The sequence below is a fragment of the Streptomyces sp. V1I1 genome, assembly GCF_030817355.1.
GTDB lineage: Bacteria > Actinomycetota > Actinomycetes > Streptomycetales > Streptomycetaceae > Streptomyces.
Map to the genome: position 1 here is coordinate 7465164 of NZ_JAUSZH010000001.1, position 13845 is coordinate 7479008.

General features: G+C 69.1%; 13 protein-coding genes. 10 read left to right on the plus strand and 3 right to left on the minus strand.

Going from position 1 to position 13845, the window contains the following annotated elements; genetic code table 11:
- Positions 1-105 precede the first annotated feature (105 nt).
- The 10 genes from QFZ67_RS35020 to QFZ67_RS35065 all read left to right on the plus strand — a co-directional run bounded on the left by QFZ67_RS35020 (position 106) and on the right by QFZ67_RS35065 (position 11184).
- On the plus strand, positions 106-588 hold the full coding sequence (locus QFZ67_RS35020) for a MarR family winged helix-turn-helix transcriptional regulator (RefSeq protein ID WP_307665053.1): 483 nt from the start codon (positions 106-108) through the stop codon (positions 586-588).
- Positions 589-638: 50 nt separating this feature from the next.
- On the plus strand, positions 639-1577 hold the full coding sequence (locus tag QFZ67_RS35025) for a LysR family transcriptional regulator (RefSeq protein WP_307665054.1): 939 nt from the start codon (positions 639-641) through the stop codon (positions 1575-1577).
- 112 nt (positions 1578-1689) lie between these two features.
- A complete protein-coding gene (locus QFZ67_RS35030) occupies positions 1690-2163 on the plus strand; it encodes a formate dehydrogenase subunit gamma (RefSeq protein ID WP_307665055.1) in 474 nt (157 codons plus the stop codon).
- Positions 2160-3716, plus strand: coding sequence for an NADH-quinone oxidoreductase subunit NuoF (locus QFZ67_RS35035; protein ID WP_307665056.1), 1557 nt, complete (start codon positions 2160-2162; stop codon positions 3714-3716). Before QFZ67_RS35030 ends, QFZ67_RS35035 begins: the two co-directional genes overlap by 4 nt.
- Positions 3713-6520, plus strand: coding sequence for a formate dehydrogenase subunit alpha (fdhF, locus tag QFZ67_RS35040; RefSeq protein ID WP_307665057.1), 2808 nt, complete (start codon positions 3713-3715; stop codon positions 6518-6520). Before QFZ67_RS35035 ends, fdhF begins: the two co-directional genes overlap by 4 nt.
- Positions 6521-6523: 3 nt before the next feature.
- A complete protein-coding gene (locus tag QFZ67_RS35045; RefSeq protein WP_307665058.1) occupies positions 6524-6763 on the plus strand; it encodes a formate dehydrogenase subunit delta in 240 nt (79 codons plus the stop codon).
- 822 nt (positions 6764-7585) lie between these two features.
- Positions 7586-9841 (plus strand): sensor histidine kinase, encoded by a 2256-nt coding sequence (locus tag QFZ67_RS35050; RefSeq protein WP_307665059.1) that lies wholly within the window; start codon positions 7586-7588, stop codon positions 9839-9841.
- Positions 9838-10242 (plus strand): roadblock/LC7 domain-containing protein, encoded by a 405-nt coding sequence (locus tag QFZ67_RS35055; protein WP_307665060.1) that lies wholly within the window; start codon positions 9838-9840, stop codon positions 10240-10242. The genes QFZ67_RS35050 and QFZ67_RS35055 overlap by 4 nt, the downstream gene beginning before the upstream one ends.
- Before the next feature lie 50 nt (positions 10243-10292).
- A complete protein-coding gene (locus QFZ67_RS35060; RefSeq protein WP_307666082.1) occupies positions 10293-10607 on the plus strand; it encodes a DUF742 domain-containing protein in 315 nt (104 codons plus the stop codon).
- Positions 10594-11184: an ATP/GTP-binding protein gene (locus tag QFZ67_RS35065; RefSeq protein WP_307665061.1), complete on the plus strand. Its 591-nt coding sequence runs from the start codon at positions 10594-10596 to the stop codon at positions 11182-11184. The genes QFZ67_RS35060 and QFZ67_RS35065 overlap by 14 nt, the downstream gene beginning before the upstream one ends.
- Positions 11185-11217: 33 nt before the next feature.
- On the opposite strand, the gene QFZ67_RS35070 is transcribed toward QFZ67_RS35065, so the two are convergent.
- The 3 genes from QFZ67_RS35070 to QFZ67_RS35080 all read right to left on the minus strand — a co-directional run bounded on the left by QFZ67_RS35070 (position 11218) and on the right by QFZ67_RS35080 (position 13831).
- Positions 11218-11670 carry a YbhB/YbcL family Raf kinase inhibitor-like protein gene (locus QFZ67_RS35070; protein ID WP_307665062.1) on the minus strand — a complete coding sequence of 151 codons (453 nt, stop codon included), beginning with the start codon at positions 11668-11670 and terminating at the stop codon, positions 11218-11220.
- Between the two features lie 212 nt (positions 11671-11882).
- Entirely contained in the window at positions 11883-13265 is a 1383-nt protein-coding gene (locus QFZ67_RS35075; RefSeq protein WP_307665063.1) for a carotenoid oxygenase family protein, read from the minus strand.
- Positions 13266-13384: 119 nt separating this feature from the next.
- Entirely contained in the window at positions 13385-13831 is a 447-nt protein-coding gene (locus QFZ67_RS35080; protein ID WP_307665064.1) for an SRPBCC family protein, read from the minus strand.
- Positions 13832-13845 lie beyond the last annotated feature (14 nt).

The following is a 13845-nucleotide window of genomic DNA, read 5'->3' on the forward strand; positions in this document are numbered from 1 at the left end:
AGAAGCTAGCTGTCCTGCACCTGGCTGGTCAATACCCTCAGTACACTGGGCAGTCGAAGAGACCGGGAATAGATGAGAGAGCAGTACGCACGAGAGGACGGTGCCGTGTCTGCGGTCGACCTGAGCAGCCATCCAGGACACCTGGCACGGCGCCTCCAGCAGGCCCACCATCTGCTGTGGAACACGATGGTCTCCGAGGAGACCACCTCGCCCCAGTTCGCCGTCCTCAACGCCCTGGTCGCCGACCCGGGCCTGGACCAGCGCACGGTGGGGGAGCGGGTCGGCCTGGACCGCTCGACCATCGCCGAGGTGATCAGCAGGCTGGACCGGCGCGGCCTGCTGTACAAGGTGCGAGACCCCCAGGACGGCCGGCGCTTTCTGCTCCGCGTCACGGACGAGGGGGTCCGTACGCACCGTAAGGTCTCGCTGCGTACGGCCAGGATGAACCAGGTCTTCCTCGCCCCGCTCGCCCCGGAGGAGCAGGCGCTCTTCCTCAAGCTGATGCGGCGCGTCGCGGACGCCGCCGAAGAGCTGCGCAACCCCGCCGAGTCCCTCGGTGCGACGCAATCGCGCGCGGCACGTCCATGAACGTGTACACAGGCGAGCACCGGATCGTCTTGCCGGGGTAGGAGTCTGCCGTGCTGCTGAGACAACTCGAGTATCTGACCGCGCTGGCGCGCGAACGCCACTTCGCGCGGGCCGCCGAGGCCTGTCATGTGTCCCAGCCGTCGCTCTCCGCGGGTATCCGGACGCTGGAGCGCGAGCTCAAGGTCATGATCGTGCGACGGGGAAGGCGCTTCGAGGGCTTCACCCCCGAGGGCGAGCGGGTGGTGATGTGGGCCCGCAGGATTCTGGCGGAGCGCGACGCCCTGCGCGACGACCTCGCGGCGATGGACGGCGGGCTGACCGGCGTGCTGCGGGTGGGAGCGATCCCGACGGCGCTGACCGCCGCACAGCTGCTGACCACGCCGTTCTTCGACCAGCACCGCCAGGTCAGGATCTCGCTGGAATCGGTGTCGTCGAGGGAAATGGTGCACCGGCTGGCCGAGTTCGACCTCGACGTGGGGATGAGTTACGTGGACGGGGAGCCGCTCGGCAACGTACGCACGGTTCCGCTGTACCGCGAGCGCTATCTGCTGCTGACACCGAAGGACTGCGAACTGGCGGACCGGGAGCGGGTCGGCTGGGCCGAGGTGGCCGGCGTCCCGCTGTGCCTGCTCTCCCCGGTAATGCAGAACCGCCGGATCCTGGACCGTAACTTCGCCGACGCCGGAGTGAGCGTCAGCCCCTCCGTGGAGACGGACACCGTGTCGGCCCTTTACTCCCACCTCGGGACCAAGCGGTGGTCCAGCGTCATCGCCCACGCGTGGCTCGGCCTGTTCGGCGTGCCCGAGGGGATGCGGCTGGTGCCCATGGAGCGGCCCGCCCGCAACCACCACATCGGTCTGGTGCTGGCCGACCGCGATCCGGGGCTCAGCCTGGTGCGGGCGCTGGTGGACGTGGCCCACCGGGTGGACATGGGCACCGCCCTGGACGACATCCTGCGCAGGCATCTGCACCCGCCTGTACACCGTTGATAGACGGCGGCTAACAGGCCATAGCCAAGAACGTTTGGACGCCCCCGGAAAACCGCAGGACAGTGCCCCTGTACATGCCGCTGTACATGTCGCGCGATCGAAGGGGCGGGTCATGGCGCCGTTGCCGGAGCAGTCCTTGGAGCATCGGGTGCGTTCGATCGTCGCGGAGCACCGCGGCGACCGCGGTGCGCTGTTGCCCATCCTCCACACCGTCAGGGAAGAACTGGGGTACGTCGATCCGGCGGTGATCCCGGTCCTGGCCACCGAACTGAACCTGTCGAGGGCCGACGTGTACGGCGTCGTCACCTTCTACGAGGACTTCCGTCAGACCCCGCCGAGCCGCAGGACCGTACGGATCTGCCGCGCCGAGGCGTGCCAGGCGGTGGGCGCGGTGACGGTGGCCGACCGCGCCCGCGAACGGCTGGGGATCTCCTTCGGCGAGACCACCCCCGACGGGGAGGTCACCCTGGAGCAGGTCTTCTGCTTCGGCAACTGCGCCACCGGCCCGGCGGTCCAGATCGACGGTCGGCTGTACGGCCGGGTCGGCCCCGAGCGGCTGGACGCTCTGCTGGAGGTGGACGCATGAGCACCCCTGTGACGGTCTATGTGCCCCGCGACTCCGCGGCCCGCTCGGTGGGCGCCGACGAGGTCGCCGACCGGATCGCCGAGGCTGCCACATCGGCGGGCCGTACGGTGCGTCTGATCCGCAACGGCTCCCGCGGGATGCTGTGGCTGGAGCCGCTGGTGGAAGTGGCGACCCCGGCCGGCCGGATCGCGTACGGCCCCCTGGCACCCGAGGACGTCGACGGCCTGGTCGCCGCCGGGATGCTCGACGGAGCCGGGCATGCGCTGTGCCTGGGCCCTACCGAGGACATCGGCTGGCTCCGCGACCAGACACGGGTCACCTTCGCCCGCGTCGGCGTCATCGATCCGCTCTCCGCCGACGACTTCACCGCGCACGGCGGCCTCGCAGGCCTGCGGCGCGCCCTGGAGCTCACCCCGGACGAGATCGTCACCGAGGTCACCGAGTCCGGGCTGCGTGGCCGCGGCGGCGCCGGCTTCCCGGCCGGCATCAAGTGGAAGACGGTCCAACAGGCGGAGTCCGAGCTGAAGTTCGTCTGCTGCAACGCCGACGAGGGCGACAGCGGTACGTTCGCCGACCGCATGCTGATGGAGGGCGACCCCTTCACCCTCATCGAGGGCATGACCATCGCCGCCCACGCCGTCGGTGCCAGTGAGGGCTACATCTACGTGCGCTCCGAGTACCCGGACGCGGTGGCCACCCTGCGCGCGGCGATCGCGACGGCGTACGAGCACGGCTGGCTCGGCAGCAACATCATCGGCTCGGATCTCCGCTTCGACCTGTTCGTCCGGGTCGGCGCGGGCGCGTACATCTGCGGCGAGGAGACCTCCATGCTGGAGAGCCTGGAGGGCAAACGCGGCACGGTCCGCGCCAAGCCGCCGATCCCGGCGCTGGAAGGCCTGTTCGGCAAGCCGACCGTGGTCAACAACGTCCTCACGCTCGGTTCCGTACCGATGATCCTGGCCGACGGCGCGAAAGCCTTCGCGGACCTCGGCACCGGCCGCTCCCGGGGCACGCAGGTCTTCCAGCTCGGCGGCAACATCGCCCGGGGCGGCATTGTCGAGACCGCCTTCGGTGTCACGCTCGGCGAGCTGGTCGAGGGGTACGGCGGCGGGACCCGGTCGGGGCGGCCGGTGCGCGCGGTCCAGGTCGGCGGGCCGCTCGGGGCGTACCTGCCCACGTCGCGGTTCGAACTGGCCATGGACTACGAGGCGTTCGCAGCAGCGGGCGCGATGGTCGGACACGGCGGTGTGGTGGTCTTCGACGAGACCGTGGACATGGCGGGGCAGGCCCGGTTCGCCATGGAGTTCTGCGCCGCCGAGTCGTGCGGCAAGTGCACCCCCTGCCGGGTCGGAGCGGTCCGCGGCGTCGAGGTCATCGACAAGATCGTCGCGGGCGAGAACCGGTCGGCCAACCTCGTACTCCTGGGCGACCTCTGCGACTTGATGACCGAGGGCTCGCTGTGCGCGATGGGCGGGCTGACCCCGATGCCGGTGAAAAGCGCCCTGGAGCACTTCCCCGCAGACTTCGCAGCGACGACGGAGGCAAGGCGATGAGCCTGATCAAGGAGCCGGATCACGGTACTCCCGCACGGCCGGGCGAGGCGGCCGTGGCGGTGGAGATCGACGGCAAGGAGGTGCTGGTCCCGGAGGGCACCTCGGTGATGCGCGCCGCCGCCGAGGCCGGTATCGACATCCCCAAACTGTGCGCCACCGACAGCCTCGAACCCTTCGGTTCCTGCCGCCTGTGCCTGGTGGACATCGACGGACGCAAAGGCACCCCGGCGTCGTGCACCACGCCGGTCGCGCCGGGCATGAAGGTACGCACCCAGACGCCGAAGGTAACCGAACTGCGCCGCGGCGTCATGGAGTTGTACATCTCCGACCACCCCCTGGACTGCCTGACGTGTCCCGCCAACGGGGACTGCGAACTGCAGGACATGGCCGGGGTCGTCGGTCTGCGCAAGGTCCGCTACGGCTTCGACGGGGAGAACCACCTCGACGAGCCCACCGACAGCTCCAACCCGTACTTCGACTTCGACGCGAGCAAGTGCATCTCCTGCTCCCGCTGCGTACGGGCCTGTGGTGAGGTGCAGGGCACCTTCGCCCTGACCATCGAGGGCCGGGGTTTCGCCTCCAAGGTCGCGGCGGGCGCGGGCGGCAGCTTCATGGAGTCCGACTGCGTGTCCTGCGGCGCGTGTGTGCAGGCCTGCCCGACCTCCACGCTCCAGGAGCGTTCCGTGGTCGAGCTGGGCATGCCGACCCGCAGCGTGATCACCACCTGCGCGTACTGCGGTGTGGGCTGCTCCTTCAAGGCCGAGCTGCGCGGCGACGAGGTCGTACGGATGGTCCCGTACAAGGACGGCGGGGCCAACGAGGGCCACTCGTGCGTCAAGGGCCGGTTCGCCTTCGGCTACGCCTCCCACCCCGACCGCCGGCTGAAGCCCATGGTGCGCGAGCGGATCACCGACCCCTGGCGGGAGGTGGAGTGGGAGGAGGCCGTCGGCCATGTGGCCCGGCGCATGCTCGACATCCAGGCCCGGCACGGCGCGGGCGCGATCGGCGGCATCACCTCATCCCGGTGCACCAACGAGGAGGTCTACGCCGTCCAGAAGATGGTCCGCGCCGCCTTCGGCAACAACAACGTGGACACCTGCGCGCGGGTCTGCCACTCGCCGACCGGCTACGGCCTCAAGCAGACCTACGGCACCTCGGCCGGCACCCAGGACTTCAAGTCCGTTGCCAAGGCGGACGTCATCCTGGTCATCGGCGCCAACCCGACCGACGGGCACCCGGTATTCGCGTCGCGGATGAAGCGCAGGCTGCGGCAGGGCGCCCAGCTCATCGTCGCCGACCCGCGCCGGATCGACCTGGTGCGCTCCCCGCACATCGAGGCGGCGCACCATCTGCAGCTGGCGCCGGGCACCAATGTGGCGCTGGTCAACGCTCTCGCGCATGTCGTGGTCACCGAGGGCCTGGTGGACCGCGAGTTCGTCGGGGAGCGCTGCGAGGACTTCGAGCTGTGGGAGCGGTTCATCGCCCGCCCGGAGCACAGCCCCGAGGCGGTCACCGACATCACCGGCGTGCCCGCCGACGAGCTGCGAGCCGCGGCCCGGCTGTACGCCGCCGCCCCCAACGCTGCCATCTACTACGGCCTCGGGGTCACCGAACACAGCCAGGGCTCGACGATGGTGATGGGCATGGCCAACCTCGCCATGGTCACCGGCAACATCGGCCGCGACGGCGTCGGCGTGAACCCGCTGCGCGGGCAGAACAACGTACAGGGCTCGTGCGACATGGGCTCCTTCCCGCACGAACTGCCGGGCTACCGGCATGTGTCGGACGACGCGGTGCGTACGGTCTTCGAGACGCTGTGGGGGAGGACCCTCCAGTCGGAGCCGGGCCTGCGCATCCCCAACATGTTCGACTCGGCGATCGACGGCTCCTTCCGCGCGCTGTTCGTGCACGGCGAGGACATCGCCCAGTCGGACCCGAACACCAAGCACGTCACGGCCGCGCTGTCGGCGCTGGAACTGGTCGTCGTGCAGGACCTGTTCCTGAACGAGACCTCGAAGTTCGCCCATGTCTTCCTGCCGGGCACGTCCTTCCTGGAGAAGGACGGCACGTTCACCAACGCCGAACGCCGGATCAACCGGGTGCGGCCGGTGATGGCGCCGAAGACCGGCAAGCACGAGTGGCAGATCGTCTGCGAGATCGCGCAGGCGATGGGGTACCCGATGAAGTACGACAACGCCGCGCAGATCATGGACGAGATCGCGATGACCACACCGACCTTCGCCGGGGTGTCGTTCGAGAAGCTCGACCGGGTCGGCAGCGTGCAGTGGCCGTGCAACGACGCGGCGCCCGAGGGTACGCCGATCATGCACGTGGACGGATTTGTCCGGGGCAAGGGCCGGTTCGTGGACACCGTGTACGTGCCGACCGAGGAGCGCAGCACCCGGAAGTACCCGCTGATCCTCACCACGGGCCGCATCCTGTCCCAGTACAACGTCGGCGCCCAGACCCGGCGCACCGGCAATGTGGTCTGGCATCCGGAGGATGTTCTGGAACTGCACCCGCACGACGCCGAGGTGCGCGGAATCCGGAACGGGGACATGGTGGCGCTGGCCAGCCGGGTGGGCGAGACCAGTCTGCGGGCGAGGATCGACGACCGGATGCCGGTCGGTGTCGTCTATACGACCTTCCACCACCCCACGACCGGAGCCAATGTGGTGACGACCGAGCACTCGGACTGGGCGACCAACTGCCCGGAGTACAAGGTGACGGCGGTTCAGGTGACGCTGAAGCAGCTCGCCTCGGCGCCTTCCGCTCCCGTCACCGTCCCCGCAGTCGTGGAGTGAGCCATGACCCATGCACCGATATCCGCCCATGTACGACTGGCCAACGAAATCGCCGTACAGTTCCGGCACCGCGATCCGGCCACGGCGGCCGAGGAGATCGCCGCGCACATCCGGGCGTTCTGGGATCCACGGATGCGCGCCCGGCTCATAGCCGACGCCGAGACAGGCAACAGTGAGCTGGATCCCCTGATCGTGTCCGTCGCCGCCCTCCTGCCGCCACCCGTCGTCCGCGTCTCCGAATAGACATCGGACACTCGCTCGCCTTCATTCGGAGAATCGCCTGGAACGGGTTCACCCCTCGACGGTCCGATAGCGGCACGGGAGCAGCACGCGGTCGATCTGGGTCAGTTGCTCAGGGAAGAACAGAGTCCCGAGAGTGTCGTCCGCGCGGTCGCCGAGCGGGCCGAGTGCGGGAAGCGAGACCGACGGCGGCGTGGCTGTAGTAGCTGAATGTTGCGATCCCACATGTCGAGGCGGGTCGCCTGGTGTGCCGACAGAGACCATAGCCGCCCCCTGGACGCAGTTCTCCCCTTGTGCTTCCGCTGCTCAGGCTCGAGTCCGGGTTGCCCTTCGTGGCGGACCGGTACTCCGCCGGACGTTACGCCCGGGGTCGAACCGTGGGTACGGGAGGCGCGCATTCCGTGGGCGCATTGGGGCCGCAGTTGGGGCGCGACACGACGTGTGGCGCGCGCTTTGCGCTGCAACGGCGAGTGGCCGGCGGCGAACGGAGCCGCACAAAGGGCTGGACAGTCCACCGCGAAACGGCGGTTTCCGGGGAGCCGCGGACGCAAACGGCGACCGGTGACAACCCCGCGCAGGCGCAGGATCGTTGTCGAGGCCGTATCGGTTGAACTTCGATACGGCCTCTGGTCTGCAACACCTCTGACGCCGATACCACGTATTGATCACTGCGGCAACCTCTCTTTTTCTCGGTGTGGCTGGTTATGATCTGCATCCCTCGCGTCCCCGCTCTCCCCGCCCCGAGGACTGATGTCACCCATAGCGCCGGAAGGCCAACGAAACCTGTCGAGAATTCGTCGGCGGCGTACCCTGCGCCTGCGTACCTTGCTCATCTGGCTGGCGGTGGTCCCCACCGTGGCGATGGGTGTCCAAGTCGTCGTGACCGCCGACCGATTGCTGGAGCAGTCGAAGCACCTGCGCGCCGATGTGGCGGCCGGTGAGCGGATCGGCATACCCCTGTACAAGCTCATGGTCGAGATGCAGGCCGAGCGGGCGATGACGGCTGCGCGGTGGGCGGGTTCCTCCGTATCCGAGAAGGACCTGCGGAACCGGCGCACGGCAACGGACCAGGCCGCGGCCGAATTCCGCCGGTCGTCCGCCACCGCTGCGACGGGATCCGAGCAGGCGGACCGTCGCCTCCTGGAGGTGAGGAAAGGTCTCGACGACCTGGGCGCCTACCGCGAACGCGTGGACGCCCGCAGCGGTATCGCCGACAGTTCGATCGCCTACTACACCAGCGTGATCACCCAGATGATCCGCTTCTACCAGGACGAGTTCAGCCATGTCGAAGACGGCGAGCTCGCCCAGGAGAGCCGTGTGGTCGTCGCCATGTTCTCGGCGTCGGAGATCCTGGCGCAGGAGGACACGATCCTCGCGCAGGCCGGGCCGTCCAGGGAGCTCAGCACCTCCAGGTTCGCCGACTTCGTCAACGCCGTCGGAGCCCACAGCTACCTGTACGACATATGGATCGTGCCCTATCTGTCCGGCGACGGGAGCGAGCTCTACGCGCAGATCAACGGCTCGGACGCGTGGCAGACCAAGAGCCGCATCGAGCAGGCGGTCGTGTCCGAGCACACGGACGTCGGCCTCCGTGTGAAGCTGCCCGGAGAGATCAGGGGCTGGCCGGCCGCGCATGAGAAGTGGGCGGCGCAGTGGGGCACGCTGAACGCCGACCGGGCGCGGGGACTGCTCGCACACGCCGACGCCAAGGCGGCAGAGCTCGAGACGGAGGTCGCCTGGATGGTCGCGGGGAGCGGCGGGGCACTGCTGATCGTCGCAGGCGTCGTCGTGTTCACCACGCGTACGGTGCTCCGCCGCCTGCGCGGTCTGCACGAACGCACGGTGACCATCGCCGAGGAGACACTGCCGGACGTCGTGGCCCGTCTGCAGCATGGTCAGCCCGTCGATGCCGACAGGCTGCCCAGGCCGAGGGGGGATCAAGACGAGGTCGGACGTATCAGCGATGCGTTCGCCCGGGTCGTTGCCGTTTCCGTCGACGGGCACAGGCAGCTCGCGGACGAGCGTCACGGCTTCGGTATGTTCGCCGCGGGCATCGCCTCACGCACCGGAAACCTGGTCAGCCGCCAGTTGAGCCTCACCGAAGACCTCCAGGACACCTTCGGCCACGACGAAGCGCTCCTTGCCCAGTTGATGAGGTCCGACCAGTTGACGGTGGGCATGCGGCGGCAGATCGAGAACCTGCTCATCCTGGCGGGCGGTGAGATCCCTGACCCGCACACCGAGCCCATGCGCGTCGCCGACCTGCTGCGCGAGGCCGCCGCGGAAGTCGAGGACTTCCGGCGGATCGAGCGGCAGGCCCTGGACGAGATCAGCGTGGAACCGCGCGTGATCAGCCAGATCAGCCACCTCCTGGCCGAGCTGCTGGACAACGCCACCAGGTTCTCCCCGCCGAGGTCGAAGGTCGTCATCCGCGCCGACTTGGTGGCTGACGGTCTGTCGGTCGAGATCGAGGACCGCGGTCCGCGAGTGACCCCCGCGAGCTACGAGGAGATGAACGGGCGGCTGCACTCGGCCCCGCCGTACGCCGTCCTGGCGGAGAACGCACACAGGCTGGGTCTCTTCGTGGTCGGCCATCTCGCCGAGCAACTCCGGGCCACGGTCACGCTGCGCAGGTCGGTATACGGCGGGACGTCGGCCATAGTGATCATTCCCAAGGAGCTACTCGTGCCGACCGAGCGGGAACAGCCACGCAAGCTTGCGCCGCCCGTCCCCCCTCAGCCTGTCCCCGCCAAGCCTCTCCCCGCACCGCGCCGCATCGATGAACGTAAGCCCGAACTGGTCCTGCATTCGCGGTCCGGGCTGCCGAGCCGCCGGACGCATGAGCGGTCGCAGGAGAGCACGCAGCCGGTTCGGCCCGTGGCGCCGGACGGCGACTCGCGGCCCGCCCTGCCCGAGCGCGTTCCGCAGACCCATATCGCCGAGCAACTCCGCGAGCCACGCGAACCGGAACCAGTGGTCGGTCAGAACGCGGCGACACCTGAAGAGGTGGCCGACGCCTGGGCGGACTACGAACACGGAACCCAGACAGTAGAAGCAGAGCTCCGACAGGATCAGCCATGACGACGACATCGAACGACATGATCTACAGCATCCTGGACAACAATCTGAGCAGGATCGCCGGCGTCCAGGGAGCCGTGCTCCTGTCCAACGACGGGATCAAGCTCAGCGCCTACCTGCTGGAACGGCCGCAGGCGGAGCGCATCGCCGCGGCGTCCTCCGGAATCGCGGCCACGATGAAGGCGATATCCAGGGAGGTCGGCGGCGGCCGGGTGATCCGCCAGCTGGTCGAGATGGACGACCGGTATCTCTGCATCGTCGGATGCGGGGAGGGCAGCACGCTCATCGTCGTGACCTCCCGCAAGGCACGGCTCGGGGAGTTGGGCGGCGAGGCGGTGCGGACCGCGCAGGCGCTCGGTGAGTGGCTGGGCACACCTGAGCGCACCCAGGCGCCCACGTCGTAATGGCGGACGATCCGCAGCACGGAGGCCGCCGCCGGACGCGGCTGTACGCCATGACCGATGGCCGTACAGCCGCTCCGCACACCGTCCTGACCATGGACACCACGATCACGGCGGTGGTCGGCGCGGACGCCCACGGCGGCCTGCCCACCGAGTGGCAGGCCATCCTCTCCATGTGCCCGGCGCCGGACGGGCGGGCGGTCGCCGAGATCGCGGCCCGGATGCACATGCGCCTCACTCCGATGACGGTCCTTCTCGGCGAACTCGCGGACCGCGGGCTTATCCACCACCGGCCGCCCCTGGCGGAGGCCGAGACCACCAATGTCCACCTGCTCATGAGAATCAGGGACAGCCTTGCCCGGATATGACTCCCCTGCCCAGGAAGCGGCCCCCGTCAAGATCCTGATCGCCGGGGGATTCGGCGTCGGCAAGACGACGCTGGTCGAGACGGTCTCCGAGATCGAGCCGCTGCGAACGGAGGAGCGGCTGACGGCCGCGGGGGTCGGCGTCGACGACCTCGACGGCATCGAGTCCAAGACGGTGACCACCGTCGCGATGGACTTCGGCCGTATCATCCTCACCGACGCCGGAGTCGTCCTCTATCTGTTCGGTACGCCGGGCCAGGAGCGCTTCTGGTTCATGTGGGACGACCTGCTGAACGGGGCTCTCGGAGCGATCGTGCTGGTCGACACCCGGCGCCTGGACCGCAGCTTCCCGGCCGTCGACTTCTTCGAGAACCGCGGGCTTCCGTTCGTGGTCGGCGCGAACTGCTTCAACGGCGAGCAGCCGTACACCGCCGAGGAGATCGGGGCGGCGCTGCACCTGCGTGACCCGAACACACCCATCCTCATGCTCGACGCCCGCTCCCGTCAGGACGCCCGTGACGCCCTGCTGTCGCTCCTCGACATGCTCATCGCCAAGGCAAACACCTCTGCGCCTGTCTGAACGAGGAAGCCGCCGCGTATCAGCGTGGACGCGTCAGCGCTGATACGTGCCCACCAGTGTGCCGGCGGCCAACTCCCGTCCGTTCAGGGCCTGGTGCACGGAGTGGGACGACACATGGCCGTGCAGGGGCGGCGCCTCGGACACGGCAAACAGCCGGAAGAAGTAGCGGTGCGCCCCGTGACCCGGTGGAGGCATCGGCCCGCCCCAGCCCACTCGTCCGAAGCCGTTGGGCCACTCGCGGCCGCCGGGAGGTGTCCCGCCCTCCTCCACCCCCGAACTCTCGGGGGCGATACCGGTGACCAGCCAGTGCAGGAACGTCCCACTCGGGGCGTCGGGGTCCTCGCAGAGCAGGACCAGCTCGGCAGTTCCGTCCGGCACTCCGGACCAGGTCAAGGGAGGCGAGACATCGTCCCCTTCCCCGCTGTAGCGGCGGGGGATCGCCTCGTGGTCGCTGAACGCCGTGCTTGTGAGCTCGATTCGGGTCATGTGCGCCGCTGTACCCGGAAGGGCACGGAAGGCACCGCTCCGGTCGGCAGAACACTCGATCGGCCGAGGCGGCGCCGCGGCACCCCGGTTCGGCTGACGCGACTTGCAGGCGAGAGGCTGTACCGGGGAAATCCGGTACAGCCTCTCGACCCGGGCGCCAGGCAGTGTGCCCAGGCACCCGGCCCCGGTTCCGGTTCCGGTTCCGGTTCCTGTCAAGCCGCGGCGGCCTCGGCGTCGGGGGCGTCGGCGGCGTCCGGGATCCAGGAGCCGTGGATCATGGCCGGCACCCGACGCGGCAGGTGGATGGTGGCGATCGGCGGGACGGACAGATCGGATGCGTCCAGGACGAGCATCCTGGAGGCGTCCTGGTTCAGGTCGCTGACGATGGTCAGCAGATAGCCGGCGTCCTCGTCGGTGGCGTCCGTGGCCGGGACGAACACGGCCTCGCTGGGGAGCTGTCCCGTTCCCACGGGCAGCAGTTGGCGGGCTCCGGTCGACCGGTCGTACTTGACGAGGGCGTGGTTGCCGATACCCAGGTCGTCCGGGAAGGAGAGCGCGTACTGGTATCGGTGCTCTTGGCCGAGGAGATCGTCGTTGATGGTCGGGAATTCGACTGTCAGGTCGTCGGTCGCCTCCTCCTTGACGTTGCCCGCCGCCAGGTCCACTGTCCAACGCCGCTGACGGGAGCCTGAGTTGGGCTCGGCGCCGCGGTCCGGGGCGCCCACCCACCAGTTCCAGGAGCGCTGCCAGCCGGTACGGCCCACGCACGGGCCCTCGACGACGATCCGCCCGTACGCGTCCTCGTAGGCGTTGGCGAAGTGCATCCCGTACCCCTGACCGATCTCGAACCAGCGGATCCTGCTCGCCCCGCCGAAGCCCCGCGGCATGATGCCGATGCGCGACCGCTGCTCGTCGCTCCAGCGGTACGGGATGCCCGAGTGCTCGGCCGGGTCGAAGGTCACCGACCCCTCCAGGAACACGACGTAGTGCTCGGTGATTGCGAAGTCGTGCTTCAGCGCGGCGCTTGCCCCCGGGACCTCCTGGCTCTGCAGGACGTCACCCTTCGGGGAGGCCACGTGGTGGACCAGGAACGGCGGGAACGGCGAGGACGCGAAGAAGTGCAGCTCACCGGTGACCGGGTCCTCCTTGGGGTGCGCGGTCATCGCCGTGGTCAGCTTCCCGCCGAAGTCGAATGCGCCCACGGTCTCCAGATCGGCAGTCAGCTCGAAGGGGAGCGCCGACTCGCACAGCGCGAGCAGTCGGCCGCCGTGCTCGATGACATGCGTGCCCGCGGTGCTGGCGGTCAGGTCGGGGCCCCGGTCCGTCATATACGGCGCGCCCTGAAGGGCGGGGGTGTGCACCCAGCGGTTGCGGTACCACCCGGCGCGGCCCTCACGCAGCCGGATGCCGTGCACCATGCCGCTGCCCTTGAACCAGTGGGTGGGGGTGATGCCGGGCTTCGGGTTGTGGCTGTTACGGATCAGCCGGCCGGTCAGCTCGGGCGGCAGGCTGCCCTCGACGGTGAGTTGTGTCGCGGTGATCTCGTCGGCGACGGGGGCGTAGTGGCCGGTCAGGTAGGGCTTGTTCGTGCTCATGGTGGTGACCTCTCCTACGGGTTGTGCGGGGGACTGACTCGAGTGAGTGGGTAGTGGTGGTGGTGACCTCTCGCGGAGGGCGGCGGGGAGCGGGACGGCTCCCCGCCGCCGCGACGCCGCTAGCGGCGCTCGGCCTCCGTCTTCAGGTGGCTCAGCCACGCCTCAAGGGACTGTTCGAGCGCCTGCCGGAGCTGCTCGGGCTGGGCGTCGACCGGAGCTCCGCTCCAGGACTCCTCGGTGTGGACGGTCACCACGCCGTCCGTCTCCTTGAAGGTCCATACGTGGACACCGTCGATGCCCTGCGACGGGCCTCCCCAGACGATGCGCCGGCCGGGCACGATCTGGCGGACCGTGGAGGTGATGTCGAGGCCGTGGGTGAGCCACCGGAAACTGGCGCCGGGGGCGAGTGGGCCGTCGAGCTCGGCCCGCTCGATGTCCGGGTTCCAGCCGGCCCAGGAGTCGATGTCCGTGTGCACCGCCCAGACGGTGGCGAGCGGGGCGTTGACGGTGGTCGAGAGCCGTACGACTACGGGGGCGCACTCGTCGACGGTGATGTCGGTGTTCATGTCGAGGTCTCCTT

What these genes read in the sequence shown, in the direction of transcription:
- QFZ67_RS35030 (WP_307665055.1), top strand. Translation starts at nt 1,690, where the DNA reads ATGGCGCCGTTGCCGGAGCAGTCCTTGGAGCATCGGGTGCGTTCGATC.
- QFZ67_RS35035 (WP_307665056.1), top strand. Translation starts at nt 2,160, where the DNA reads ATGAGCACCCCTGTGACGGTCTATGTGCCCCGCGACTCCGCGGCCCGC.
- fdhF (WP_307665057.1), top strand. Translation starts at nt 3,713, where the DNA reads ATGAGCCTGATCAAGGAGCCGGATCACGGTACTCCCGCACGGCCGGGC.
- QFZ67_RS35045 (WP_307665058.1), top strand. Translation starts at nt 6,524, where the DNA reads ATGACCCATGCACCGATATCCGCCCATGTACGACTGGCCAACGAAATC.
- QFZ67_RS35055 (WP_307665060.1), top strand. Translation starts at nt 9,838, where the DNA reads ATGACGACGACATCGAACGACATGATCTACAGCATCCTGGACAACAAT.
- QFZ67_RS35060 (WP_307666082.1), top strand. Translation starts at nt 10,293, where the DNA reads ATGACCGATGGCCGTACAGCCGCTCCGCACACCGTCCTGACCATGGAC.
- QFZ67_RS35070 (WP_307665062.1), bottom strand. Translation starts at nt 11,670, where the DNA reads ATGACCCGAATCGAGCTCACAAGCACGGCGTTCAGCGACCACGAGGCG.
- QFZ67_RS35075 (WP_307665063.1), bottom strand. Translation starts at nt 13,265, where the DNA reads ATGAGCACGAACAAGCCCTACCTGACCGGCCACTACGCCCCCGTCGCC.
- QFZ67_RS35080 (WP_307665064.1), bottom strand. Translation starts at nt 13,831, where the DNA reads ATGAACACCGACATCACCGTCGACGAGTGCGCCCCCGTAGTCGTACGG.